Source organism: Trichocoleus sp. FACHB-90, from assembly GCF_014695505.1.
GTDB lineage: Bacteria > Cyanobacteriota > Cyanobacteriia > Cyanobacteriales > FACHB-T130 > Funiculus > Funiculus sociatus.
This window is the reverse complement of sequence record NZ_JACJOK010000069.1, coordinates 289,548-315,495: the sequence shown is the minus strand read 5'-3', so window position 1 is coordinate 315,495 and position 25,948 is coordinate 289,548. Positions and strand designations below refer to the sequence as shown.

The following is a 25,948-nucleotide window of genomic DNA, read 5'->3' as shown; positions in this document are numbered from 1 at the left end:
TTCGTAGATATAATTTTCATAACGAATTGTGTAATTACGTCCCATTTCTTTAAATGGTAGCCGTTCCGTTGGTGATTTTTTACACTGAACACAATTAAATTGGCGGCGAGGGATTTCTAAGTAAACTCCTTGACCACAAATGGCTAAATCTCGGACTAAATTTGGTCGATTTTGGTGTAACTTATCAGTATAGTGTCCGCAAAATGGGCAGTTAATTCCTTCATTTAACAACTCTAATTTCAGAATGAAGAATCCTTCTTTTTGATAAGCGGTGAAAACCGTAACGTTCGGTAAGTTTAATAAGGTATCTAGATGAAAGTCCATTGTTCTTTTTGGGTAAAATGTAGCGATCGCTACATTTTACCCCATGATGCCGCAAGACCCAAACCAATTTGTTGTTAATTGGTTTGCTAGGAGTCAGGAGTCGCTAATTAGTTACATAGCCATACTTTCCCGCAGCAAACCAGGAAAGTATGGGTCATCAGCTTTCTAGTCAAAAGACTCAATGACCAGAAGGCAGTTTTGGCGAACCCCATCGCCTTAGAAAAAAAAATGTTAAGTCTAAAGATAGCATCCTTTCCGTTCAGCTTGGTTAACCCGTACCTTCGTTGTCGCCTTTTCCTAACAAAGCCTCTGCGATTACACCGATAGACTGAAGCCAAACATACTACAACAATGTTATTGCTTAGATAGAGATTGATCTGAGCAACTGCCTTCAAAGGAGGCAAGCGGATGAATCAAATCCAGACCGTTGCCTTATTGACTCTCTTAAGCACCCTCTTAATTACGGTCAGCTACTGGCTAATTGGTGGCTGGACGTGCATTGATGGGGGTTGGTTTACTTGGTGTGACCACTCTGGGAGGTTGGTATTACTCAGACCAGATTCCCTTAGCAGCTTATAATGCCCAACCGATTACTGCTAGTCAAGCGCCTAGTCTGTACAGAATGGTAAGCGCCGTTTAAACCCCTCTTAATTGTCAATGCCGTTTCTGGCGAGTTCTTGGGTAATTTGTTTTCCACCCACCCTTCGACAGATGCAAGAATTCAAGCGTTGCTTAAGCTGGAGCAAGAAATGCCCTTTGTTAGGTGTTTGATGCTAAAGGGAGGATAAAGAATGAAGCACGATATTCGTTCTTATTCTCAACCAAAAGTTAAAAGTATCAAAGGAGAAATATCCATGAATACCGAAACACCAAATACTACAGAAACCGCCATCGTATCAATTAGTCAAGAAACGGAAGACCTCGTAAATGAGAATATGCCTCATGAATCCGATGAGGTCAAGAATGAAACAAAGGCACTAATTGATGCGATTAAAAAACGGGCGCAGGTAGAAACCAAAAATGCTACTGAGTTCACCCGCGATACTTATCTAACTGCGGTGCGTCAAGCACGGGAGAAAATTGAACACGATAAGCTGTTCGATCCAGACAGAATTGCTTACTCGTTTAAACTCATCCAGATGGATACAGAAAAGAACTGGGAATCTATTGTTAAGGAAGTGTCAACGTTGGGCGATCGCTTAGCCGAAGCCGCCAAAGCAGCTTGGGATGTGCTGACTGCTCCTCGCACACCTTCTGACAAATTATAAAAAATCTGGGCGCACGTAGTGCGCCCAGATTTTATGCTGAAAAACCAGTTTTCTAGAGAGAAAACTGGTTTTTGATGTGCAGGTCTTTCTTACCGACTATATTCTTTTGAGCTAAATACAACTAACGCGCGATCGCATCTACTGAGTATGTGAAAATTGAGGTGAATAACTTGGCGTACCTTTAAAGCCTGATGGTCGTTATCACTTTTGCTTTTCGCTACCAGCCAGTTCCCAATTATAAAAACAAATTGCTTCAGCCTACTGTCCTCTTTCTGTTGGGATTAGCGGTGACTCAAATTTCTGGCTGTGAATCTATTTTAGGTTATCGTATTGGTCAGAATGAGTCTGGAGCAACTATAGAACGGATAATTAATTCGCCAATAGCCATACCGCTAAAATTTGATGCAGCTAATGAATTTTCGCAAGGGCTGGGAGCGGTAAAAATAAACGGCAAATGGGGATATATTGATAAAAGTGGCAACTTTTTAATTCAACCACAATTTGACTTAGCTGAGTCATTTTCGCAAGGGCTGGCAGCAGCAAAAATAAACGGTAAATGGGGATACATTGACAAAAGTGGCAACTTCCTAATCCAGCCGCAATTTGATTTAGCAGAGTCGTTTTCTCAAGAACTGGCAGCAGTAAAGGTAGGCGGCAAGTATAGCTATATCGACAAGACGGGGAAAGCCATCATTCCACCGCAATTTGATGAAGCTAAGCCGTTTTCCCAAGGACTGGCGGCGGTAGAAATGGGCAGCAAGTACGGCTATATTAACAAGAGTGGCAAGTTCGTAATCCCACTGAAATTTGATTCGGCTGAATCTTTTTCCGAAGAACTAGCACTTTTTAAAAGTGGTGAAAAGTGGGGCTATATTAATCAGCAAGGGAAGGTTGTAATTCCACCAGAATTTGATGAAGTTAAGCCTTTTTCCGAAGGATTAGCGGCGATATCAATTGAAAAAAAATGGGGCTATATTGATAAGACGGGAGACTTCGTGATTGCGCCCCAATTTCATTGGGCTGGTAGCATTTACACAGGGCTGGCGGGGATAGCGATCGCAGATAAGATTGGCTATATCGACAAGGCGGGAAACATCGTGATTGCACCGCAATTTAATAACACTTATGACTTTTCTGAAGGGTTGGTATCTGTAAAAAGGGGCAGCAAGTGGGGCTATGTTGATAAAACTGGAAAGTTTGTAATCCAGCCGCAATTTGATAACGCTTTGCCTTTTTCTGAAGGGTTAGCGAAAGTAAAAATTGGCAACAAGTATGGCTATATTGCCAATCCCCTCAAGTAATACCTAGTAGATGCAGGAGAAAGTTCACTCTTGCTTAGCGATCGCAACCTAAGCTAATCCTCCCGAACTGAACTATCCCCTGACCACCTACAAAACCCCTTTGGAACTGGGAATCATACCAGCACGACGGGGATCGATTTCCATAGCCATACGAAGACTACGCGCAAACGCCTTAAAGGTCGCTTCGATAATGTGGTGGGAATTAATCCCATCCAACTGTCGGATGTGCAGCGTCATCTGGCTATGATTCACCACCGCTACAAAAAATTCTCGCACCAGCTGAGTGTCATAAGTCCCGACTCGCTGGGTGGGAATTTGTAAGCCATAGCTGAGGTGAGGACGACCAGAAAAGTCTAACACCACCTGCACCAAAGCTTCATCTAAGGGGGCGAGGAAATTACCAAAGCGAACAATTCCCTTGCGATCGCTTAGTGCTTTCCCGAACGCCATCCCCAACGTAATGCCCACATCTTCGTTGGTGTGGTGGTCATCAATTTCTAAATCCCCTTTCGCGGCTACATCCAAATCAATCAGCCCGTGAGAGGCAATTTGATGCAGCATATGATCCAAAAAGGGAATGCCCGTATTGGCGTTGCAAGTCCCATTCCCGTCTAAGTTTACTGTCACCAAGACATCAGTTTCGCCCGTCTTACGTGAAACCGTAGCCGTGCGAGGTGATAAAAGTTGTTCAAGGTTCGGAGTGGTGGAAACGCGATCGCTTGTCTGCATAGCAGATGCTCACTAACAAGAAACAAGTAAGTTTATTATTCTATGCTATCGAGCTAGGGAATGGGGTAAGTTAGATTCTTTCCCCAGTCCCCAATCCCCAGCCCCTACATCACATTCCCATAATCTCGTATCCAGCATCTACATACAGCACTTGACCCGTAATCCCACTTGCCAAGTCGCTGCACAAGAAACTAGCAGCATTTCCCACTTCTGTCTGAGTCACAGTTCGCCGCAGTGGTGCTACTTCCTCAACATGATGGATCATATCCAGAATGCCACCCACCGCCGATGATGCCAGAGTGCGTATCGGGCCAGCTGAGATTGCATTCACGCGAATATTAGAAGGCCCCATCTCCGAGGCTAGATAACGCACGCTCATTTCCAAGCCAGACTTAGCAATGCCCATCACATTGTAATTGGGGATCACCTTAACGCCGCCCAAATAAGTTAGGGTGACAATACTGCCGCCTTCTGTCATTAGCGGTTTCGCCGCCCCAGCCAGTTGAACTAGCGAGTAGGTGCTAATTTCCAAAGCTTGAGTGAAGCCAGCGCGGGTGGTGTTGCTAAAATCACCTGATAAATCGTCCTTGTTGGCAAAAGCAAGACAATGGATTAAAATATCTAGCCTGCCCCACTTATCGCGGATGGCATCAAATGTAGAACGAATTTGGTCATCATTCTGAACATCGCAAGGTAAAAACAAGCTGGGGTTGAGAGGTTCTACCAATTCGGCGACTTTCTTCTCAAAGCGTCCTCGGTCGTCTGGTAGATAAGTAACTCCCAAATTTGCACCAGCTTTGTGTAACTGCTGGGCAATACCCCAAGCGATTGAGCGGTTGTTGGCAATGCCAGTAACTAGGGCATTTTTTCCTGATAAATCTAGCATGATGTCAATTTTGAAGGCAATATTAGAGAATATCCGATTTAGGGCGGTAATTCAGATAGCTTGCGTCGGGATCGAAGCTTACCCAACATGACTCAAACTGCATCCCAGCTTATCAAACAGGTATTGTCAAGATATAGACATTTTCCTTAACAATCTGATTTGCGCCGTGGGGTTGAGGCAATTGGAAAAACTTGGAGGATAAAACAACTTTAAAATTATGTATCAAGCAGCACAAAAAACTGCCTAAGAGTCAGTTTATCAGTGTCTAAAGTCAGAAATTTCTCACAGTCGGTTGTAATTCCCAGAAGAGTTTCTAGGGCAGCAATAAGGATATAAGGAAGTGGTAGTGACGCAAGATAGACCGTTAGCAGCTGTGTTCCGTCAAATCGGAGGTGGGGCGTTTCCGCCAGTGGTGGAAACCTTTGATCGGGGCAAAACTATCTTTTTCCCCGGAGACCCGGCTGAACGGGTATATTTTTTGCTCAAAGGAGCTGTGAAGCTGTCTCGCGTGTACGAAGCTGGGGAAGAAATTACAGTGGCGCTGCTGCGAGAAAACAGCGTCTTTGGCGTACTGTCGTTGATTACCGGGAATCGGTCAGACAGATTTTATCACGCAGTAGCATTTACGCCTGTGGAGTTGCTTTCAGCACCAATTGAACAGGTGGAGCAAGCGCTCAAGGATAATCCAGAATTGTCGATGTTGATGCTGCGGGGGCTTTCATCGCGGATCTTGCAAACAGAGATGATGATTGAGACTTTGGCGCACCGGGATATGGGATCGCGATTGGTGAGTTTTTTGTTGATTCTCTGTCGCGATTTTGGCGTTCCAGGCCCGAATGGAATTACAGTTGATCTGAAGCTTTCTCACCAAGCGATCGCAGAAGCAATTGGTTCCACAAGAGTGACAGTCACCCGGTTACTGGGAGATTTACGCTCAGAGAAAATGATTTCCATCAATAAGAAAAAAATTACCGTTCATAACCCGGTAGCTTTGAGCCAGCAGTTCACCTAAAACATCTTTTGCACTGTCAGCTTTTGTTAATCAATAGTTGAAGTACCAGCGTCTATCACAAAAAAGCCTTTATGCTTAAGCTTGAGAGGTGATAGCTAAAGCTGGAAAATGACCACCAGTGCGCTGGTCTTAATTTTATCGATTTTGGTATTGGGTGGTGCGATCGCCACCTTGGGCGATCGCATTGGCACTCGCGTGGGAAAAGCGCGGCTGAGTCTGTTCAATCTGCGTCCCAAGAAAACTGCGGTCTTAGTTACAATTCTTACAGGTTTGATGATTTCCGCCTCAACCCTGACGATCCTATTTGCCACCAGCAAGCCGTTACGCACAGGCGTGTTTCAAGTTGATGAAATTCAGCGAAAACTCAGAACCGCTCGTCGGGAGCTTGACCAAACTGTAGCCCAGAAACAACAAACTGAAAGCGAACTCTCCAAAGTTGCAGCCCAGAAACAACAAACTGAAAACGAACTCTCACTAGCCCGTACCGAGCAGCAAGCCGCCCAAAAGCGTCTGGATGCCATTAATAAGTCTCTGGCGGCAGCACTAGCCAGACAAGCCCAGACAGAGGCGCAACTGAGCAAGACAGAGCGCGAACTTAAAAGCGTTGCGGCTAGCTTTGAGAAAACCCAGCAACAGCTGGAAAGTGTTTCTGGGCAAGCGGTAAATTTACGTTCTGAAATTCAACAACTTCAAGGGGAACGCCAGGAACTAATCAAGGAGCGCGATCGCGTAAAGGCTCAAATCACCCAACTCAAGGGCCAAGTTACTCAACGCGATCGCGAAATCGCCAAGCTTGACCAAGCCATCACAGAACGCGACCGGGAAATTGGTAATCGCGACCAAGCCTTGGCAGAACTTGATCAAAAAATTTCCAACCTGAGAAACAGCATTGCCCAACGTGATAAAGAAATCGCCAAGCGAGACACAGCCCTCGCCCAACTTGATGAGGAAATTTCCGCACGAGACCAAGTAATTACTCAGCGCGAAACTCGCCTCAAGGAAATAGAGAAACAACAAGCTGCCCTAGAGCAGGAAGTAGCAGACCTGGAACAGTATTACCAATCCTATCAAGCGTTGCGTCAAGGTAACGTCGCTCTCCAACGCGGTCAAGTTCTGGCTTTTGGTGTCTTCCGTATTGTCGATCCCGCCGCCGCCCGTCAGGCTATAGATCAGCTTTTACGAGAAGCAAATCGCACAGCAATGAAAGCTACGCAACCTGGTAACAACAATAACAACAAGGTGGTCAATGAGCGCGTAGTGCAAATTACCCAAGCGCAGGTAGACCAACTGCTTAACCAAATTAAAGATGGTCGCCCCTACCTGGTGCGAATTTTCTCGGCTGGCAACTACGTCCAAGGGGAAAAGGACGTACAAGTCTTTGCAGACGCGACAGTGAATAAAATCGTGTTCAGTGATGGTGATATCATCGCAGCAACATCTGCCGACCCTTCAACTATGAATGACCAACAAATGCGGCAGCGGATCGATTTGCTCCTGGGAGCATCTCAGTTCCGAGCTAATCGAGCTGGAATTTTGAACGATACAATTCAGGTAGGCGACGGTCGAATTACCAGCTTGATTCGCTTTATTGAAAAGCTGAAAAAGTTCAAGCAGCCTATCGATCTCAAGGCAGTAGTGGCAGAAGATACATACCTCGTAGGGCCGCTGAAACTGAATTTAGTAGTCGTGCGGAATGGAGAGGTAATTTTTAGTATGTAATTTGTCAATTCCCAATCCCCAATCCCCAATCCCTAATTCCCAATCCCCAATTCCCAATTCCCAATCCCCAATCCCCAATTCCCAATTAAAATGATTTTAGGTTTCGATCCGGGGCGTGATAAGTGTGGTATAGCCGTGATGGGACTTGACCTGACACTGCATTATCATCAGGTGGTGCCAGCACCAGAAGCGATCGCAATCATCAAAAACTTGTGCGAACAATTCGCGATCGCTACTCTGGTAATGGGCGATCAAACTACAGCCAAAACCTGGAACAAGAAACTTCAGACAGAATTACCCGCATCGTTGCCGATAGTCATGGTAGATGAGCGCTACAGCACTTTAGAAGCACGCGATCGCTACTGGCAAATGTATCCCCCAAAAGGTCTTTCTAGCCTCATCCCCAAAGGATTGCGTGAACCACCCCGACCAATTGATGATATTGTCGCCATCCTCCTCATCGAAAGATACTTAAAAACACAAACAACTAATAAGTAAGCGCCACGGCTGGGAATGGGGAATTGGTAATCATTAGACCTCTTGCATAAATGCCTTGAACTAAAGTACCCTTCGGGAACGCTACGCGAACAGGCTTAAAGCTAAAACCCGTTAAAACGGGTTGAGGATGTTTGCCAGTTAGCTTTAGCTAACTTTAGCTTTCAGCCCGAAATTTATTTCAGGGCTAACTTTGGCTTTCAGCCCGAAATTTATTTCATTCAGGGCTGACTTTTGCAAGAGGTCTATTCAACGGACAACTGACTAAAGTTCTGCCCTGATAGTAAAGGCATAGTCTCCCCCAGGCTCTAACTGATAATCCTTCTGCTCTAAAAACCGCCCCAATGGTTCCAGAATTAAAGCGCGTCCCAAAGAAGGTGAGACCGACAATTCCCCCTGTCGGAAACACCAATGGAACTGCCACTCATACTTCGCCGCTGTAACTTCCCCTTTCAGAAAGCCCTGTTGCCAGGACATTTGGGTAATTCGGACGTAAGCAGTGGTTTGAGGTAAACGTTTAGAACTCACAATCGCTCAGCTGATTCAAATGCCAAAATTTCAGCAACAATACTAAACTTATGGCGACTCAGGTGTAGATGACATCATTCTCACAGCTGACTTGCATTTGCCAAAACTCAAAAGCAAATACGCCCCTAGACATGGAAAGTGCCAGACTCGACGGGCAGTGACTAGGATGAAAGAAGAGTAACTCCAGGCAAGACAGTAGGTGCAATTTTGACTCGTTCAACATCTGACGCAACCCCAAATTCCAACCAGTCACCTTCACCACACTTGAACTACAGCGCTTTAGATCAAGAATTAGACAGCGCCATTTTCAGCTTTGATGATATCCAGGCAGAACTGAACTACAAAAAGGCGCAAAACGCCCTGCGAGACTTGGTAGGCAATTTGGATCTTACTCCCCAAGAACGGGCAGGATTGGAGTCCGAAATTGAGGACTTGGCAACGATGCTGGACAAGTTAGATCGGTCACTCGTCCAAATTGCCGCCTTTGGCATGGTGGGAAGGGGCAAATCTTCCGTACTCAATGCTTTATTAGGTAAGAACGTGTTTGAAACCGGGCCTCTTCATGGTGTCACCCGCACCCATCAAGATGCCAGCTGGCAACTGGAAAATGAGCCTGAAGCACAAAGTAATTCCGAAGTTTTGCGAGTCACGCTGCCAAGTCTGGGCAATTCCCAGATTCAGCTGATTGACACTCCGGGGATTGACGAAGTAGACGGAGAAACCCGCGAAACCTTAGCGCGACAAGTTGCCAGACAGGCAGATTTGCTGCTATTTATCATTTCCGGCGACATGACTAAGGTGGAATTTGAGGCGCTGTCGCAACTGCGGGAAGTTGGTAAACCGATGTTGCTGGTTTTTAACAAAATTGACCAGTATCCGGATGCCGACCGGATAGCAATTTACCACAAAATTCGGGATGAGCGAGTGCGAGAATTGCTATCACCGGATGAAATTGTCATGGTGGCGGCGTCGCCTCTGGTGGCGCAAGCTGTGCGCCGTTCTGACGGAACTAGAACCGTGCAGCGACAGCCGGGAACGCCACAAGTTATGGATTTGAAGCTGAAAATCCTCGATATTTTGCACCGGGAAGGTAAGTCGCTGGTAGCACTTAATACTATGTTGTATGCCGATGATGTGAATGAGCAGCTGGTGCAGCGTAAAATGCAAATTCGGGATGATTGTGCCAATCAGATTATCTGGAAGTCGGTGATGGCGAAGGCAATAGCGATCGCTCTTAACCCACTAACAGTGGTTGACCTCCTCTCCGGTGCCATCATTGATGTGGCAATGATTCTCACTCTATCCAAACTCTACGGTATTCCCATGACTCAAACGGGTGCTGTGGGATTGTTGCAAAAAATTGCCCTGACTATGGGCGGGATTAGTGCCAGCGAATTGGTGGCAAATCTCGGACTCGGTTCACTCAAAAGTTTGTTGGGTATCTCTGCACCCATGACCGGAGGCGCATCTTTAGCTCCCTATCTTTCGGTGGCGTTAACTCAAGCTGGTGTCGCTGGTGTCTCTTGTTATGGCATCGGACAAGTTACTAAAACTTACCTTCTCAATGGTGCTTCCTGGGGGCCAGACGGCCCGAAAGCCGTTGTGACTCGCATTCTCACTTCCCTGGATGAAACTTCAATTTTGAATCGGATTAAGCATGAGTTGAGCGCCAAGTTATTTAGTTGAACGCGATCGCTTGTCTTTCTCTTGTTATTTAAAGCTCATCTAATTCAACTTTAAATCCATCGCTCAAAGTAACTGCTCGATAGCTCCGCTTGGCTCAAATATAATTATAAATAAACGCTTTGACAGTGTATGTTGATTTTGGTTGGCTGTAGGGACATGGCATTGCTATGCCCCCACAAAATATCGCAATTTTCGAGATTTTCTAAGGGTTGTATGACACCCTGCTCTTCGTTCACCAACAGGGAGTTAGGGGGTTAGGTTAGAAAGCGATCGCTTCCCCCTCAACCAAGTATGCAGCCACTACGCGACGGCAAATTCAACTGTATGGATTCTCCCTCAACGCTCCAAGACACCTCATCTGTGCCATACAATAACTTACTAGGTTTGGATTTTAATGCCGCCTCAACGCTTACGTTTTCTGCGGGTGCAGTATTGACGTTAACAGCAACAATTATCTCCTCGTCTCCCAAAGTTCGAGCAAATACATAAACTGTCCCTTCTGCAAACAGAACTTTGTAATCACCTGTACGCAGAGCAGGGTGAGCGTGACGCAAAGAAATCAATTTTTTGTGATAATCTAAAACATCACGTTCCCAGCGCGCTTCCATCGGGAATCCTCGGCGCGAGTCGGGATCGAGTTTTCCCGGTAATCCCACTTCATCGCCATAGTAGATACTAGGCGCACCAGGAAAAGTCAACAGCAGCAATGTTGCTAGTTCACAACTTTCCTTGTCGCCTCCTGCAATGGAAATTAATCGCGCTGTATCGTGACTTGCCAGCAAATTCAGTTGCGTGAGTTGAATTTCCCAAGGGTATAATTCCAACAACTGCTGGATTTTTTCGCCATATTCGGCGGCCAACAGCGGCGGGTAGGGATGATAGGAACGATCTTTCACTTGCTCCATGTCCACGCGATCGCCTGCGGTAAAAGCAATGGTCGGCGCGGTAAATAGATAATTCATCACCCCGTCAAACTGGGTACCATCCAACCATTCCCGCGAATCTCCCCAAACTTCCCCGACAATGTAGGCTTCTGGGTTAAGGGCTTTAACGCGATCGCGAAATTCCTGCCAAAACCCCTCAGTCTTAATCTCAAACGGCACATCCAAGCGCCAGCCGTCAATGCCGAACTTAATCCAATATTCGGCAATCTCCATAATATATTCCCGCACTTCTGGATTATCGTGGTTGAACACTGGCAGCGCCCGATTTCCATCCCAGCCCTCATAATTCGCCGGAAAATTGCCGTCATACGCCGATAAAGGCCAGCCTTCAATCTTGAACCAATCCACCCAAGGCGAATGGGGGCCATTTTCCAGAACATCGTGGAAAAAGAAAAATCCGCGACTAGAGTGATTAAACACCCCATCCAGCACAACCTTAATATCCCGTTCATGGGCAGCTTCCAGCAACTCCCGAAAAGCGCCATTCCCCCCCAACATCGGATCGACCTGATAATAGTCGTGAGTGTGATAGCGGTGATTACTAGCCGATTGAAAAATGGGGGTAAAATAAACCGCATTAATCCCCAAATCCTGCAAGTAATCCAACTGCTCCATCACCCCCCACAAATCCCCGCCTTTGTACCCTTGAAGCGTCGGCATTTCGTGCCAATCTTCCCACCGGGTATCTTTCAAAAGCCGCTTGTGAGGATGCTTCGTTTTAGCAAAGCGATCCGGGAAAATTTGGTAAAAAACCGCGTGCTTAACCCAATCTGGCGTCTGTATCTGCATAAACTCCTTCCTAGCCCTTCAACGCTAAGGTACAGCCCTTGCCAGCTTTTCGCTTCTCACCTCTGGAAGATAATCTTTGTAACAGAATACTCAACAGCGAAATCCAACTTTGCCTTTTTGTGATACTTAGGTATTAAATTATTGCCGCCCAAAGTTTAATCTGTATTACTAAAATATAAAATTTTTCTTAAAATTTAAGCAGGTTTTTATTTTTCCTTATTAATAATAGCTCAGTAGCAAATATGACATTAGGACAAACAATTTATCAATGATTACTCTGCGTATACAAGAAATTACGGGCGAAAAAGGTTTAACTCTAGAAGAACTTAGCCAAGTTTCAGGCGTTTCCTTAGAGGCTATTCAGATATATGCAACTAAGCCAGTGGAACTCACAGAAGAGATTGCTAGTGACCTTAAAAAAATTGCAACCAAACTGGATGTAAGTGTAGTGGAGTTAGTGAAGCCTGTAGCCAAGCGGGAAGCTTTCCAACTCAAAATTATTGAAATGGCTAAACAGAAGGGGTTAACCTTGAAAGAGTTGAGCGTTCTCTCTGGCGTACACCCGACTCTTATCGCATTCTATAGTACGCAGTCTATCTATAAGAATAAATTAGCTGAATCTCAAGTTCAGAAGCACCTTAGCCAAATCAGCGGCGTTTTAGAGTGCAGTATTGAAGATTTGAAACTTGCCATCGAACTGCCAACAACTATGTTTCGGATCAAAGAATTATTAAAAGATAAAAATTTAACTTTATATGATTTAAAACTGCTAACTGATGTCCCTGATGAACTGATTGATTTAGTTGCTACGCAACCTGTAGATATAAATTCTCTTAGTAACGCATTCTTAAATTCTGAGACACAGGAACTGCCAAGCATAATAAGACCTATTTGTTGTTTGGTAAATCCAGAATCTGCTTGCTGTAAAAATAAATAGTATTAAAATTTTATATGACAAATACTAGTAAAAGGGATATTCGCAATTTAAGAATTACCAATCTTAATCACACAAAATAATTTTTACAAGCAAAAGCTGGGCAAACAAATGCAAGGAAATTATTAATAGTAAGTTTAATCATATTATTGTCCGGGTTTTTTAGTATTTTACCTTCTTTATCAGGAGGATTGGTAGAGATTATTATATATGACACCCTGAAAAATAGCTACCATGATAAACAGTGGCAAAGTGTAGCTTTAGTAATAGGGTTTATGTTAGCATATACAATTAGTTTGTTTAACTTGATAATTCGCGGTGTAGAGATAACTACATCAATTATTGTTATTGGAACAATTCCTGCTTGTATATTTATCGGTATTTTCAGTAAGGCTAACATTGTAACTAATGAAATCTTGCTGCTTGTAATTAGTATAGTTTTAGCTTGGACTAGCTCAATTATTCTAGCATTTTTTTATATAACTACTTTTGTAATTTGTGGATTTATAGGTAAAGTAATGATATTTTCGGTGACAGCTATAGTAGTTGAATTATCAATTATAGTATCTACAATAACTGAGCGAGAATTGAAATCGGCTGAAGGAATTATTACTTTAATTGTAGCCATCGCAGTCATCCTCACAGGTGCTATCATCGCAAGACAGGCAATTAGAGGCTCACCCCAATTTGTCTGGATTAGAGAAAAAGCGGTCTTTTGGGCAGCAACAGGTGGGACATCTTTTTATGGAGTCGATTTAACAGATGCTTGCTTTGATGGTGCAGATTTACCGCACACAGATTTTAGAAAGGCTATCTTAACCCGTGCTAGCTTCAAAAATGTAACTGGACTAGAATTATCTAGATTGCAGGGAACGATATTGGAGCCACCCAATGTTAGAAAGTTACTGATAAAACCACAAGAAGGTTCCGGAAGGGATTATACAGGAGCAAACTTAAGTGGCGCTAACTTGAGAGAGGCTAATTTGGAAAAAGCAGTTATCACGGGAGCGAACCTGAGTAATGCTGATTTGAGAGAGGCTAATTTAGAAGGAGCAAATCTTAAAGGAGCAAATTTGAATGGTGCCGATTTGAGAAAAGCTAATTTGGAATGGGCAAACCTATCTAAATCTCAAATATTAGATGCAGATTTTTCAGGAGCTTATCTTACCTATTCCTGCATTCAAGAGTGGAACATTAATAACAACACCCGTTTCAAAAACGTTGACTGTAAGCTTGTCCATTTGAAGCAAGGCAAGCACGGATTTTTACTACAAAAACCAGACAGCGGAGAGTTTCAGCCGGGTGAATTTGAAAAATGGATTGACAAATTACAAGAAACTGTTGATCTAATTTTACGGCAAAGAATGAATTTAGCCGCTTTCGCTGTTGCCATAGCTAAAACTGCCCTTGAGTATGATGGATTAGATGTATCTCGTTACAGTATTGAAAATAAAGGTGATCTTGTCTTCGTCGCTAAGGTTGGTGTTTTTCCAGGCGCAGACAAATCAGCGCTCCATCAAAGTATTACAAATTACTATTACAATGAAGTGTCTATTCAAGGGGAAAGAGCCAACATATTATTAAATCCATCAGCGGAGGTTGAAATTATGGAAAGTAAACAAACTAATGTCACCGGGGATATAGTTAGTGGGGATAAAGGAGATAAGACTACTGTCGGTGATGTCACTGTTGGTCGCGACTTTATAGGGGCTAGCATTGTGGGCGATATCAGTGGTCAAGTAACTACGACTATTCAGCAGCTTCAGGGTGTTAATACTACTGATAGCAACGAGCTTGCGAAGATTTTGACAGCTTTGCAAGAAGCTATTAAAGGGGATTCTGTGCTTTCTGACAGTCTAAAGAAAGAGGCGCTAGAAGCAGTAGAAACCATCGCAGAAGAAGGGAAAAAACCGCCAGAAGAACGTGCGATCAAGTATTGCTCGATGGCTGTGAACGCCCTTAAGGGGGTTACTACTGCTGTTACCGATGCTAGTAAACTCGCTGAAGTCCTTCAAACTTATCTGCCGACTCTTACAGGAATTCTGGGCATTTAGACAGTGTAGGAGTTCACTTCAGTTTTTGATTCATTAGATAGGAAACTTCAAAGACGCGATCGCACTCTCTAACCAATCAAGAGTGCGATCGCTCTTTTAGTCTATCCCTCTGGATGGAGAGGACAGCCCGAAAAAGTCTTGGTATCCTAGAGAGCGAATGGCTGAAACTCAAGAGCGATCGCATCCAACTTGCCAAACCTCAACCGATTTGCTACTTAATTTCTATATACCTAAGATAACAAAACTTTTCTTTATTTATAAAAATTTAATATTTGGACTTCTCAGCTTCTTGTTTCTACACAAAATGGGTATTTCTTTCAGCAGTTCGCTCGGACGATAGAGGGACTTTTAGACCTTTTGCCCCTAAACTAGAACGGTCAGATACAATTGTTGTTCCTTATGTTGTCCTGTCAGCACCCCCTTCTGCGTGTCCTGGTTGTTGATGACCATGAACTTACTCGTTTTAGCCTCAAGCTAGCATTGCAAAATCAGGCGAACATTGAGCTAGTTGGACTCGCAAGCAACGGTCAAGAAGCCGTGGAAATGGTCGAGCGTTACCATCCTGATGTGATTATTCTGGACTTACAGATGCCCGTGTTAGACGGTTTATCCGCATCGACACAGATAAAACACATCGATCCGCACGCACAGATCATTGCTTATTCATCAGTGGAAGACCCGCAGATTGAAGTAATGAGCCAAACTGCCAGAATAGATGCTTTCTGCAAAAAAGATACCGCTACCCAAGAACTGATTGCTTTAGTCAAGCAGCTAGGGCAGCGGGCAGTTAGTCACTAGGGGGTGCGAAGGTAGGCGACCTTGCAGCTGGAATTAGCCCCGCAAGGCGTCAAACTTTAATTGGCCTATCCTGCTTCAGGAAAGGTACGGTTAAACTCGTCAATTAAATCGTCAATTTCTTCCAGTGCCTGATTAACATCTATTCTGAGAGTACCCAGGTTTGGTTCTTCCAAAAGCCGTACTAGAGACTCACGCTTGAGTTCAATCAGGCTAATCCATTGTTTTAAAGTTTCTGAGTCCATTATCTGCATTACAATTCAACATTAACTTAACATTACCCAATCCTAGCGAAGGAAGGGAGGTCGCTTTGGATCGGCAGGTTTATTTTTAATCACTTCAGCAATAAACCGCTTGAGCGCCTTTTCCCTATTTTTCATAAAAGCAGACCAAAATCCAGGCTGAAACTCATCCATCGTTTTGGCTAAAGCCCAAACATCTACCGCCAGTATGTTATAAAGCGTTTCGTCCTCCTGCTTAAGCGTTTTAAGCTGATCGAGGATGGCTCTACTTTTTTTTGTAGCTTGCTCATTATCTTCTTGAATCATAAAACCTCGCGGGAAGGGTAGATACCTATGAGTATGAGACAGGCTTAAGCTGGTTCATAGGTATGTTAAGCATGGGAGGAAACACGACACTTGGTTAATGGTGGCCTTAACGGTGCAGCTAACATTTTAGTTAAAAGTAAGCACAGGCTGGATTTCCAGGGGGTGTGTGAAGTTTTGTCCTAACCTGTTAGGAGTTAGGAGCTCCTAGCTCTTAAGAATCCCCACAGGGCAAATCCAGGGGAGCGTCAATCTATGCTCTCAACTATGAATTGACGGCAGCAGACAACAACCTGATTTGATAATACGGGTTTTCTTTGAAACCGCCATTATTTGATAAAAGTCTTACGCACACAAGCGAGATATTACGCCTGGACAAGGATAATAAAGCTGAAGAGATTGTGAATCGGGTATCCTAATTAAAATGTTACGTCAAACTTCTTTGGGAACGTTAGGTTTAGGTGTTGGTTTTGTTTTGACAATTGTGGGATTTTATGCCTATTCCACGGGCAACGCCACATTGAATCTAGCGGGATTCTTCTATGGTATTCCGGTGCTGCTGGGAGGTCTTGCGCTCAAAGCCGCAGAACTCAAGCCTGTGCCGTTCAGTAAACCCACCTCGAAAGAGGTAATGGCACTACGCCAGCAGCAAGCAACTGTTACTCAAAACCAGATTCGCAAAGATGTCACTCGCTATCGCTACGGTCAAGATGCTCATTTGGATAGCTCTTTGAGTAGCTTGGGGTTGAGTCCGACAGACGAGGAAAGACCAGTGCTGAAGGGATTAGAGGAAAAGGAGGTTGATGGCGCTTATGCTTTGGTGCTGGAATTTGAGTCGCCGCTAATTCCTTTTGAGGTTTGGCAACAGAAGCGGGAGAAAATAAAGGGCTTTTTTGGCCCTGGTATCCAGGTTGAGTTGAGTCAACCTGCTGAGAACTGCGTTGATGTGGCGCTTATTGCTACGCCGCAGGTGTAGGGGAAGGTTTAAGACTTGTCGCTTACTTTTCCAGGCGGACTACATACCACTGTAAAAATTGTCCTGGCTCCATATCCAATTCGCAAGATGTGTCCATTAGGTACTGAGCTTGAGCCTGTACTAAGGGAAATTTTTGCAAGTCTCGCGGTAGGTTATCCTGACGAGTTGCCAAAATTGCCTTGAGTTTTTCTAATAGTTCGGCGGCGCTGAGAAATTGTTCTGGTTGGTTGGGTTCTAGAACGACAAAGGCATCTTCTTGATACATTATGGAGTCAGGCATTTTGCGTTTTTTTATACTTGAGACATCTTGTTCAAGTGTATCGCCATAAACTGGCGGTTTTGATAGCGGTTTCAGAGTCAAGGAGCAAAAAAATAACCGCTGAGCGGTCTAGGAATGAGGTTAAGACAACTCAGCGGTTAACTCACGCTTATTAAGCTATTAGTTATTTAGGGCTAGGACAGCTTAGTTGGTCGCCGCCGCACCTTCAGCCTCTGGCTGGCTGGTTAATTCTGGAGTTGCAGTGGTGGTGTTATTACCCAGGTTGAGTTTAACGACTGTACGCTTTGCTTCCGCCACCTTGGGCAGTGTCAGTGTCAAGATGCCATTGTTGAAGTCGGCTTTGACTTGATCGTTCTGAATTGGCACTGGCAGAGGAATCACGCGCTGGAAACTACCATAACGGAATTCGGAGCGGAAAAAGCCTTTTTCGTCGGTCTTTTTCTCGAAGCGATGTTCGCCTTGAATAGCGATCGCTTCGCGGGTGACGCGAACATCTAGATCCTTGCCTTCTACGCCTGGAATTTCTGCTCGTAAAATCAGATTGTCTTCCGTGTCTTGCAGTTCAATCGCAGGTTGCCAAGTTTTACCAGACTGGCGATCGCTTCCGGCAATTTCATCAAACATTTGATCCATTTGACGACGCAGGGTTTCAATTTCTGAAAATGGTTGCCAACGAATCAGAGCCATAGGATAGTTCCTCCAATTTGTAGTGACTAATAAGAAAGAACTTTGTCAATGGGATTAGCTTTTAGTTCCCACAAATTTATGATGCCAAAACAGGGCGGTTGAATCGGTGAGGGAAACCGAAATAAATTTGGGAATCTTTCCGTATTGGCGATCGCGATCGCATTCTCCAAAACATAACCGCCCAGCGTCAACTAAAAATAACAAATGCTGTGCTTTGCGAGCTTTTGTCACCTTGTACAGCGTCAGCGTCAAGATGTAATTTGTCTTCCAGCTCAATTGAATCGCGACTCAAAGCGAGCCTTTAGTTTACACTTCTTTATAATTTTCCAGACAATAATACTTTGCCTGGGAGGGGAACCGCCTTTATGTAGGGGGATTTTCCAGGCTTCTAGGCATTGTTGCCGCATGGGACAATCTATTACAGAGTTTGAAGTTCTGTAGCCTTTTGCAGAAGGGGACTCTGCGCCTGCGGTAAACTAAGCCAAGATTTCTCCTCGACATTAGAAAACACTAGGAAAGGAGCCGTTATTCAATGTCTCATAGCGTCAAAATCTACGACACCTGCATTGGATGCACCCAGTGCGTCCGCGCTTGCCCAACGGATGTCCTAGAAATGGTTCCCTGGGATGGCTGCAAAGCTCAACAGATTGCTTCCTCCCCTCGGACAGAAGACTGTGTAGGTTGCAAGCGGTGCGAAACTGCCTGTCCTACAGACTTTCTGAGCGTCCGAGTTTACCTGAGTAATGCTGAAACCACCCGCAGCATGGGCTTAGCCTACTAAAAAGCTGGCTTGAAAACACTTTTTATCATCCAATTCCAAGGTACAGAGAGGGCAATTTGCTCTCTCTTTTTTTATTCATACTCGTTCCCAGTCTCCGGCGGGGAATGAGTATAAGCGAGGCTCTACTTCGCGTGAAAACGCAAAAAAAGTCATAATTGAATGTTGGCGTAGGGGTGCTTAAGTGAAGGGAAGCCTTACAGTAGGCATTTCCAGGAGTCTCCTGAAGCGGCTTGACGTTGGGTGAATAGCCAAGTAGCGTTGTAAATTAGGTGAGAACAGGAGTGGTGTAATATATGTGCGGAATCGTCGGCTATATTGGCACTCAAGCAGCTACCGAAATTTTGCTCTCTGGGTTGGAGAAACTGGAGTATCGAGGCTACGATTCTGCCGGAATCGCTACAGTGACAGAAGGTGAGATCCACTGCGTTCGGGCGAAGGGGAAACTCTACAACTTGCGCGAGAAGCTAGAACGGGAAGTAAACCCGGCGAATATTGGCATTGGACACACTCGCTGGGCTACGCATGGTAAGCCAGAGGAATATAACGCCCATCCTCATATGGATACGGCGATGCGCGTGGCGGTGGTGCAGAACGGGATTATTGAAAATTATCGGGATTTGCGAGAGGAACTGAAGGCGCGGGGACACAAGTTTCGTTCGGATACTGATACTGAGGTGATTCCCCACTTAATCGCTGAGTTTTTATCCCACTCCGCTACAGCAGGCTTACCCCACGCCTCTACTCTTTTCTTAGAGGCGGTAAGAGAAGCTGTTAATAAACTGGAGGGAGCGTTTGCGATCGCAGTCTTATCAGCAGACTACCCGGATGAATTGATTGTCGCACGGCAACAAGCTCCCTTAACTATTGGTTTCGGGCAAGGGGAATTTTTCTGTGCTTCGGATACACCCGCATTGGTTCCCCATACTCGTGCGGTGTTAACTCTGGAAAATGGGGAATTGGCGCGACTGACACCGCTTGGAGTTGAGGTTTACAACTTTGCTGGCGAACGCTTGAAAAAGTCTCCGCGGACTCTGAACTGGAATCCCGTACAGGTGGAAAAACAGGGATTCAAGCATTTCATGCTCAAGGAAATCTACGAGCAACCTGGGGTGGTACGCGCTTGTTTAGAGGCTTATTTGCACCCTGATTGGCATCCAGATAAGGATACGTCGCCAATTAATTTGGCTATCCCTGCGCCGCTGTACGATGACTTAGAACACGTTCAAATTCTTGCCTGTGGCACCAGTTGGCACGCTGCTCTGGTGGGGAAATACCTGCTGGAACAACTGGCGGGGATTCCGACTATGGTGCAGTATGCTTCTGAGTTTCGCTATGCACCAACGCCTTTAACTGTCAATACCCTAACGATAGGTGTCACCCAATCTGGGGAAACTGCTGATACGTTGGCGGCTTTGGCGATGGAAAAAAAGCGTCGCGAGGGTAAGCCTAGCCAGTTTCAGGTGAGATTGTTGGGCATTAGCAACCGTCCGGAAAGTTCTTTAGGTCACTTGGTGCCTCAAATTATCGAAACCCATGCGGGGATGGAAATTGGGGTGGCGGCGACTAAAACTTTTGTGTCTCAATTGATGGCGTTTTACTGTCTGGCGTTGGATTTAGCTTATCGCCGCCAGACAATTACGGCAACTCGGTTGGAGGAGATTTTGGTCGGTTTGCGGCAGTTACCAGCGCAGATTGAGCTGATTTTAGAGAGTCAGGAGCGGTATATTGAGCAGCTGACTCATGATTTTGCGGAAACTAAGGATTTTATCTTTTTGGGACGGGGGATTAATTTCCCGATTGCTTTGGAGGGGGCGCTGAAACTGAAGGAAATTAGCTATATCCACGCGGAAGGTTATCCGGCTGGGGAGATGAAGCACGGGCCGATTGCGCTGTTGGATGCTAAAGTTCCTGTGGTTGCGATCGCTATGCCGGGTAATGTGTACGAAAAGGTTCTCTCGAACGCCCAAGAAGCTAAGGCGCGGGATTCCCGTTTGATTGGTGTGACACCGATGAATGACCCAGAGGCGGCGGAAACTTTTGACGATTTGTTACCTGTTCCGGCTGTGGAAGAGTTGCTTTCGCCGATTTTGACGGTGATTCCCTTGCAGTTATTGGCTTATCACATTGCAGCGCGTCGCGGCTTGGATGTAGATCAGCCAAGGAATTTGGCAAAATCGGTGACAGTGGAATAGTCCGAAAGGTGCGATTAGCTGAAAATGCGATCGCGCCTTTTAAAATACTTGGTGATAGTTATTTAAAATCTCTAGCGGAGTTTGCAACTTATTGAGAATAGTGCAAGATGTGAATTGAAATCAAGTTTCAATGCCTACCCCGGAATTATTATAGAGTTTTCTGACTAGCAGCGTCAATCTCTTTAATTAATTTATCGATGTTTCAATCCCTGATAGGGATTATGGAGTTTTCCGACCGCCACGGCGATGGCAGACATTGATACCGCGATGTTTCAATCCCTGATAGGGATTATAGAGTTTTCCGACACCAGACCGGAACTTGGCTAAGGATTCAGGGTGTGCAGTTTCAATCCCTGATAGGGATTATAGAGTTTTCCGACGAGTATGGCGTAAACCTGTACGGCGTTATGGTTGTTTCAATCCCTGATAGGGATTATGGAGTTTTCCGACGCGATCCGCACCTAAGTAGTTTTTCCCGATAGTAGGTTTCAATCCCTGATAGGGATTATGGAGTTTTCCGACGATGTACTGGTACACGCCGAAACTCATATTAGAAGTTTCAATCCCTGATAGGGATTATGGAGTTTTCCGACAAAACCCCTTAACTAACTCTATGATTCCATGTTACGTTTCAATCCCTGATAGGGATTATGGAGTTTTCCGACAGCAAGATCAATAAACAAGAGGAAGAATCCAAAGAGTTTCAATCCCTGATAGGGATTATGGAGTTTTCCGACATCCCTCTTGGAAATGCCGCCAATAATGTATTAAGTTTCAATCCCTGATAGGGATTATGGAGTTTTCCGAGCCTACAGAAGAATATCAGATAGTTGATGGCAGGTTTCAATCCCTGATAGGGATTATGGAGTTTTCCGACATAGTACGGTCTAGGGTCAACGTTTGGATCTGAGTTTCAATCCCTGATAGGGATTATGGAGTTTTCCGACGTTCATATTTAATCCAGTCAAAGTGAGTCATACCGTTTCAATCCCTGATAGGGATTATGGAGTTTTCCGACCGCAGGAATCAAAACATCGTTATTAAGTGGCATTGTTTCAATCCCTGATAGGGATTATGGAGTTTTCCGACGTTAGCCCGTCGCTGGAAGTTGCCGAAAAGCTAGGTTTCAATCCCTGATAGGGATTATGGAGTTTTCCGACCAAGAGCTGTTCAGTGGAAAGAATAAATTGCTCGTTTCAATCCCTGATAGGGATTATGGAGTTTTCCGACCTGACGATTACACCCGAAGCAATACCTGAACCTTGGTTTCAATCCCTGATAGGGATTATGGAGTTTTCCGACTCCATGTCCATGCCCGTGTCCCGTCGCTCTCCCGTTTCAATCCCTGATAGGGATTATGGAGTTTTCCGACGAGTGAGCCGGGTGCAATTGCGCCAAGACTTTGAGTTTCAATCCCTGATAGGGATTATGGAGTTTTCCGACCCCAGATTGTGAGCCGCATCTGGTCAAACCAGTACGGTTTCAATCCCTGATAGGGATTATGGAGTTTTCCGACGAAGCGCTGCCACCAGTTCCCACCTGGAAGCGCTGGTTTCAATCCCTGATAGGGATTATGGAGTTTTCCGACCGTCCGGGAAGAACCAAAGCCTGCCACTTCGCCTTGTTTCAATCCCTGATAGGGATTATGGAGTTTTCCGACTTGCTGCGATCGCAGGCATGGGTGGCGTTGGTAAAACGGGTTTCAATCCCTGATAGGGATTATGGAGTTTTCCGACATACATCGGAGTTTGTAAACTGCGAGTATGCCGTTTCAATCCCTGATAGGGATTATGGAGTTTTCCGACGCCGGGGTCTGAAAGCCTTGATATATGTAGTTTTCAAGGTTGGTTTGCGTAAATTTAGAGCCAATGTACCATTTCAGAAATCGACTTGTCAAATGGTGATTCTTAAAAAAGCTCTGAAACTCCTTGCCCATAAAGGTTACAGAGCTTGCGTCAACCTCTGATAGGGAGCGATCGCATTCAAATCTAGACGAGATAAACGTTTCAGCCAAAAAAATCGAACCCCTCAAAAAAACACCTACTGGTTGACGCAAGCATCAAGCAAAAAACACAGTAGTATCCATTGGCATTTCGCCGCCGATGCGCTCAATCTTCGGCTGACAGCAACCCCAGAGGAAATAAAAGCGAATGCTGTCTTGCTCTGGCTTAATCATCTTCGCCAGACGCGATCGCAATTTAGCATACTGCGTAGTAGTCAAGTCGCACTCAAACACAGAATACTGCATCCACTGTCCATAAGACTTGAGAATCTTATGAATCTTAGTGCGACGACTGTCCTCAGATATATCGTAAGAAATTACAACAAACATATCGATTTTGTAATTTTCAACATTGAATTTACTTTTGCAGAGACGCGATTTATCGCATCTTGTACGCAAATACACCACGGGAATTATATTCGCAGACTCATTAGGAGCATCTTCTACATTGCAAATATACGCCCACAGCCTGAAGCTTGTGGCTATGCAAAAGAAGGCTTGGTTTGCATAGCCGCAAGTTTACTCGTTTAGCTTTTTTACTTCAAAATCAACGGGGGATATTTGTCAACCTCTCCCATGAGATACTTTGCTAATAGACGAGCTTGAATTTCCATTGATTCTTGATAGGTACATTGCTTTTGCATTACCGGATGCGTAAACTTCTTTTGCTTCTTTTCTTGATATAACCGCAGAAAAGCGTGTAATCCTTCCTTAGTTAAAGAAACCGCATTACTAACAGGTTCCGTGACAAAATCTGAAGCCTTCAATATCCGCCGATTAATCGCACCCAAAACTACAGAATCTACAATCAAAGGTCGAAACTCTTCCATTAAATCCAGAGCTAAAGAAGGTCGTCCATAACGCTCTGTATGCAAGTATCCCAAATAAGGGTCAAAGCCAACAATATTTAAAGCACCTTGGATATCGTGACGTAACAAAGAGTAACCCAAACTCAAAAGGGAATTTACCGGATCTGTAGGAGGACGACGATTACGGGTTTCAAAGCTAAAATCATCAATGCGAATCAATCCATCAAAGCACCCAAAATAAGCAGCACTACCAGCACCTTCATGACCTCTGATAGAATCAATTGAAGTAGCTTTATCAACGGATGCGATCGCATTTTTCAACTGAGCGATATTAGCACCCAAATCTAGTTCCGAATATCGGCGTTGTGCTTCTAATAAAGCAGTGCGGTAATTTTTAAGTTTACCTCTGACAAAACCTTGAGCTAAGTGAATTGCTTTTGGCGATTCTCCATCAGATTTCCACTGTGCAGAACGGACGAAGATATTTTTACTCATTTCTGACTCCAATCTGGCAAGATATTTACCATTGATAGTTAAAAAAGTTAGAGGGATTTTTCGCTCAATAAGTTGCGCGATCGCATCAGGAGAGACAGTCGCTCGTCCCATGACCACCAAGCCATCAACTTTAATCAAAGGCACGTCTAAAATAGTATTTTTCTCAACTTTAACCTTCAGACGTTCATCGATTTTGCCGATAAAAGAATCATCCTGCGTAACGTAAACTGTACCCATGATTTTCTCCAAAATTAACTAGCTTCTTGATAACGTCCAACTTTGTCAGCCGCTTTCGGTAAACATTGCGAGGAGAGACTGCATCCTTTACAACGTTTGCTATATAACGGTTTTGGCATTATTCCGGTTTGTAGCAAAGTTTGGACAGATTCGATGGTAGCGATCGCGCTTTGTTTTAACTCTGGCGTAATTTCTACTAACTGACGTTGATGAGATTGGGCATAATAAACATAGCCGCAACTCACCTTTTTTCCTGTCATCTCTTCCAGACACAAAGCTTGCGCTACAACTTGCAATTCATCGTTATCCCACTCACCTTTTTTACCCCGCTTGTATTCAACCGGATACAATTCTCCTGACTCTGATTCAACCAAATCAGATTTACCAATCAACTTGTATTCCTCAGACTTCAACCAAATTGCTCGGACTTGCCAAGTATCTTCGCGATTTCCTACTGAAAAAGTATGAACGCGATCGTGCAAGCTAGTACCTTCGATTGTGTATTGGTTATCGACAAACTCCACCGCACAAAACATTCGCCAACAACGATGAGGACAATAGCTATACTGGTTCAGCGAAGCAATGGGGATATATTCAGTATTTTTCATTTTCAGTTATTAGTTATTTAGGTAATCGTCGCATCATTCCCATACCCATCGTGGTCTTTCTTCCCACACCACAATAAAGGGCAAAATCAGCCAAAACATTAAAATGTTTAATTGCCAAAGGCGTAACTTCTCCCATCAGTCGATAGCTAACTTCTCCCACAAGTCCGATAAACTTACTGCGAGAGTCAGCTAAAATTTCTGTATGAATATCAACAAAGCTGGGAAAAACCGACTCTAGGAAAAGGTTAGAAATCTCGATTCCGCTGTATTTATTCCATCGGGACAAGAGACTATTAAATACACATTCTCTGGTAGGGAGTGTGGTGTCAAATTGTCCTTGGCGAAAAGCAGTAGGCGTAGAGAAAGACAAAGAAAGGACGCGATCGCTTTCACTTGCTTTCTCATATAATTGAGCATAGCTACTAGCATTCGCCCAAACTTGAGTAGATTGAGTAGTTCCCTGAATACTTGTAATCTGCAAATCAGCGGGGCCAAGATGCCAAGGATGATTAGGATTTAGATTCAGCCAAAGTTGGGTAAGTTTGCCAAATAAAGTATCATCAAGTAGCGAAACGCGCCACCAACAAGGCGTACCAGCAGGTATTGCAGTTTTGTGTTCCCATTGCAAGGTATTATCCCGCCGTTGATGTCTGCGCGGTGTTTGCAGGGGACTGAGAGTGAAAGCTTTGTCTGCACTAGCTTGATGGAGATAATCTCCCAGTTCGTAGTCCACAGAACTAACAAGCGTGAGAAATAGAGCGTGTAAGTGTCTTCCTGTCAAGTAATTTGGAGAAATCGGCGACAGAGGAAGTAAGTTAAGAACCAAACTGTGAGGCATATACTTTAGGTAAACTAAGAAAAGTGTGGCTTAG

General features: G+C 44.6%; 26 protein-coding genes, 1 pseudogene, 1 CRISPR repeat array and 1 riboswitch. Of the genes and pseudogenes, 13 read left to right on the top strand and 14 right to left on the bottom strand.

Annotation, left to right across the window (positions count from 1 at the left end):
• Positions 1–324, bottom strand: a 324-nt coding sequence (locus H6F74_RS20935; protein ID WP_190444093.1) for a transposase family protein, incomplete at its 3' end; no start/stop codon positions are given.
• Between the two features lie 141 nt (positions 325–465).
• Positions 466–549, bottom strand: a riboswitch (Fluoride riboswitch).
• Positions 550–732: 183 nt separating this feature from the next.
• On the opposite strand from H6F74_RS20935, the pseudogene H6F74_RS31130 reads away from it, so the two are divergent.
• The 3 genes and pseudogenes from H6F74_RS31130 (at position 733) to H6F74_RS20920 (ending at position 2,893) form a co-directional block, all read left to right on the top strand.
• Positions 733–1,112, top strand: a pseudogene (locus tag H6F74_RS31130) (hypothetical protein).
• 66 nt (positions 1,113–1,178) lie between these two features.
• Positions 1,179–1,592, top strand: coding sequence for a hypothetical protein (locus H6F74_RS20925; protein WP_190444122.1), 414 nt, complete (start codon positions 1,179–1,181; stop codon positions 1,590–1,592).
• Positions 1,593–1,783: 191 nt separating this feature from the next.
• A complete protein-coding gene (locus H6F74_RS20920) occupies positions 1,784–2,893 on the top strand; it encodes a WG repeat-containing protein (protein ID WP_190444092.1) in 1,110 nt (369 codons plus the stop codon).
• Between the two features lie 87 nt (positions 2,894–2,980).
• On the opposite strand, the gene hisB is transcribed toward H6F74_RS20920, so the two are convergent.
• Complete coding sequence (gene hisB, locus H6F74_RS20915; RefSeq protein ID WP_190444091.1) at positions 2,981–3,622, bottom strand: imidazoleglycerol-phosphate dehydratase HisB; 642 nt, start codon at positions 3,620–3,622, stop codon at positions 2,981–2,983.
• Between the two features lie 109 nt (positions 3,623–3,731).
• Positions 3,732–4,508, bottom strand: coding sequence for an enoyl-ACP reductase FabI (gene fabI / locus H6F74_RS20910; protein ID WP_190444090.1), 777 nt, complete (start codon positions 4,506–4,508; stop codon positions 3,732–3,734).
• 340 nt (positions 4,509–4,848) lie between these two features.
• Here fabI and ntcA point away from each other — a divergent pair, with 340 nt between their 5' ends.
• The 3 genes from ntcA to H6F74_RS20895 all read left to right on the top strand — a co-directional run bounded on the left by ntcA (position 4,849) and on the right by H6F74_RS20895 (position 7,737).
• A complete protein-coding gene (gene ntcA / locus H6F74_RS20905; RefSeq protein WP_190418575.1) occupies positions 4,849–5,520 on the top strand; it encodes a global nitrogen regulator NtcA in 672 nt (223 codons plus the stop codon).
• A gap of 108 nt (positions 5,521–5,628) precedes the next feature.
• On the top strand, positions 5,629–7,239 hold the full coding sequence (locus H6F74_RS20900; RefSeq protein ID WP_190444089.1) for a DUF3084 domain-containing protein: 1,611 nt from the start codon (positions 5,629–5,631) through the stop codon (positions 7,237–7,239).
• Positions 7,240–7,329: 90 nt separating this feature from the next.
• Positions 7,330–7,737: a pre-16S rRNA-processing nuclease YqgF gene (locus H6F74_RS20895; protein WP_190444088.1), complete on the top strand. Its 408-nt coding sequence runs from the start codon at positions 7,330–7,332 to the stop codon at positions 7,735–7,737.
• 261 nt (positions 7,738–7,998) lie between these two features.
• On the opposite strand, the gene H6F74_RS20890 is transcribed toward H6F74_RS20895, so the two are convergent.
• The gene (locus H6F74_RS20890) at positions 7,999–8,262 is read right to left on the bottom strand and encodes a DUF3146 family protein (RefSeq protein ID WP_190444087.1); all 264 of its coding nucleotides are present in this window, start codon (positions 8,260–8,262) and stop codon (positions 7,999–8,001) included.
• Between the two features lie 264 nt (positions 8,263–8,526).
• Here H6F74_RS20890 and H6F74_RS20885 point away from each other — a divergent pair, with 264 nt between their 5' ends.
• The gene (locus tag H6F74_RS20885; RefSeq protein WP_199301471.1) at positions 8,527–9,948 is read left to right on the top strand and encodes a GTP-binding protein; all 1,422 of its coding nucleotides are present in this window, start codon (positions 8,527–8,529) and stop codon (positions 9,946–9,948) included.
• 281 nt (positions 9,949–10,229) lie between these two features.
• Here H6F74_RS20885 and H6F74_RS20880 read toward each other — a convergent pair whose 3' ends face one another.
• Positions 10,230–11,681 (bottom strand): glycoside hydrolase family 13 protein, encoded by a 1,452-nt coding sequence (locus tag H6F74_RS20880; protein WP_190444085.1) that lies wholly within the window; start codon positions 11,679–11,681, stop codon positions 10,230–10,232.
• A 268-nt stretch (positions 11,682–11,949) separates the two neighbouring features.
• On the opposite strand from H6F74_RS20880, the gene H6F74_RS20875 reads away from it, so the two are divergent.
• The 3 genes from H6F74_RS20875 (at position 11,950) to H6F74_RS20865 (ending at position 15,467) form a co-directional block, all read left to right on the top strand.
• Complete coding sequence (locus tag H6F74_RS20875) at positions 11,950–12,618, top strand: hypothetical protein (RefSeq protein ID WP_190444084.1); 669 nt, start codon at positions 11,950–11,952, stop codon at positions 12,616–12,618.
• Positions 12,619–12,764: 146 nt separating this feature from the next.
• Entirely contained in the window at positions 12,765–14,669 is a 1,905-nt protein-coding gene (locus H6F74_RS20870) for a pentapeptide repeat-containing protein (protein ID WP_206756335.1), read from the top strand.
• Positions 14,670–15,068: 399 nt separating this feature from the next.
• Positions 15,069–15,467, top strand: a complete 399-nt coding sequence (locus H6F74_RS20865) for a response regulator transcription factor (RefSeq protein ID WP_190444082.1) — start codon at positions 15,069–15,071, stop codon at positions 15,465–15,467.
• Between the two features lie 65 nt (positions 15,468–15,532).
• Here H6F74_RS20865 and H6F74_RS20860 read toward each other — a convergent pair whose 3' ends face one another.
• Both H6F74_RS20860 and H6F74_RS20855 read right to left on the bottom strand, forming a co-directional pair.
• Entirely contained in the window at positions 15,533–15,718 is a 186-nt protein-coding gene (locus H6F74_RS20860) for a hypothetical protein (protein ID WP_190444124.1), read from the bottom strand.
• 33 nt (positions 15,719–15,751) lie between these two features.
• Positions 15,752–16,012, bottom strand: coding sequence for a hypothetical protein (locus H6F74_RS20855; RefSeq protein WP_190418550.1), 261 nt, complete (start codon positions 16,010–16,012; stop codon positions 15,752–15,754).
• 421 nt (positions 16,013–16,433) lie between these two features.
• Between H6F74_RS20855 and H6F74_RS20850 the strand changes: the two genes are divergently transcribed.
• Positions 16,434–16,985: a DUF2854 domain-containing protein gene (locus tag H6F74_RS20850; protein ID WP_190444081.1), complete on the top strand. Its 552-nt coding sequence runs from the start codon at positions 16,434–16,436 to the stop codon at positions 16,983–16,985.
• Positions 16,986–17,007: 22 nt separating this feature from the next.
• Here H6F74_RS20850 and H6F74_RS20845 read toward each other — a convergent pair whose 3' ends face one another.
• The 3 genes from H6F74_RS20845 to H6F74_RS20835 form a co-directional block, all read right to left on the bottom strand.
• The gene (locus H6F74_RS20845) at positions 17,008–17,265 is read right to left on the bottom strand and encodes a chlororespiratory reduction protein 7 (protein WP_190418545.1); all 258 of its coding nucleotides are present in this window, start codon (positions 17,263–17,265) and stop codon (positions 17,008–17,010) included.
• A 183-nt stretch (positions 17,266–17,448) separates the two neighbouring features.
• Positions 17,449–17,952 carry an Hsp20/alpha crystallin family protein gene (locus tag H6F74_RS20840; RefSeq protein WP_190444080.1) on the bottom strand — a complete coding sequence of 168 codons (504 nt, stop codon included), beginning with the start codon at positions 17,950–17,952 and terminating at the stop codon, positions 17,449–17,451.
• A gap of 54 nt (positions 17,953–18,006) precedes the next feature.
• Positions 18,007–18,228, bottom strand: a complete 222-nt coding sequence (locus H6F74_RS20835; protein ID WP_190444079.1) for a hypothetical protein — start codon at positions 18,226–18,228, stop codon at positions 18,007–18,009.
• A gap of 256 nt (positions 18,229–18,484) precedes the next feature.
• Between H6F74_RS20835 and psaC the strand changes: the two genes are divergently transcribed.
• Together psaC and glmS are read left to right on the top strand one after the other, a co-directional pair.
• Positions 18,485–18,733 carry a photosystem I iron-sulfur center protein PsaC gene (gene psaC, locus H6F74_RS20830; RefSeq protein WP_190444078.1) on the top strand — a complete coding sequence of 83 codons (249 nt, stop codon included), beginning with the start codon at positions 18,485–18,487 and terminating at the stop codon, positions 18,731–18,733.
• Between the two features lie 293 nt (positions 18,734–19,026).
• Positions 19,027–20,925, top strand: coding sequence for a glutamine--fructose-6-phosphate transaminase (isomerizing) (gene glmS, locus H6F74_RS20825; RefSeq protein ID WP_190444077.1), 1,899 nt, complete (start codon positions 19,027–19,029; stop codon positions 20,923–20,925).
• 199 nt (positions 20,926–21,124) lie between these two features.
• Positions 21,125–22,730: a CRISPR direct-repeat array (repeat unit 37 nt; unit sequence GTTTCAATCCCTGATAGGGATTATGGAGTTTTCCGAC).
• Between the two features lie 254 nt (positions 22,731–22,984).
• Here the strand turns inward: glmS and cas2 are convergent.
• The 4 genes from cas2 to cas6 all read right to left on the bottom strand — a co-directional run bounded on the left by cas2 (position 22,985) and on the right by cas6 (position 25,914).
• Positions 22,985–23,257 (bottom strand): CRISPR-associated endonuclease Cas2, encoded by a 273-nt coding sequence (gene cas2, locus H6F74_RS20820; RefSeq protein WP_190444076.1) that lies wholly within the window; start codon positions 23,255–23,257, stop codon positions 22,985–22,987.
• 206 nt (positions 23,258–23,463) lie between these two features.
• Positions 23,464–24,468 carry a type I-D CRISPR-associated endonuclease Cas1d gene (gene cas1d, locus H6F74_RS20815; protein WP_190444075.1) on the bottom strand — a complete coding sequence of 335 codons (1,005 nt, stop codon included), beginning with the start codon at positions 24,466–24,468 and terminating at the stop codon, positions 23,464–23,466.
• Between the two features lie 14 nt (positions 24,469–24,482).
• Positions 24,483–25,076: a CRISPR-associated protein Cas4 gene (gene cas4 / locus H6F74_RS20810; RefSeq protein WP_190444074.1), complete on the bottom strand. Its 594-nt coding sequence runs from the start codon at positions 25,074–25,076 to the stop codon at positions 24,483–24,485.
• A 13-nt stretch (positions 25,077–25,089) separates the two neighbouring features.
• On the bottom strand, positions 25,090–25,914 hold the full coding sequence (cas6, locus tag H6F74_RS20805) for a CRISPR-associated endoribonuclease Cas6 (protein ID WP_190444073.1): 825 nt from the start codon (positions 25,912–25,914) through the stop codon (positions 25,090–25,092).
• Positions 25,915–25,948: the final 34 nt, after the last annotated feature.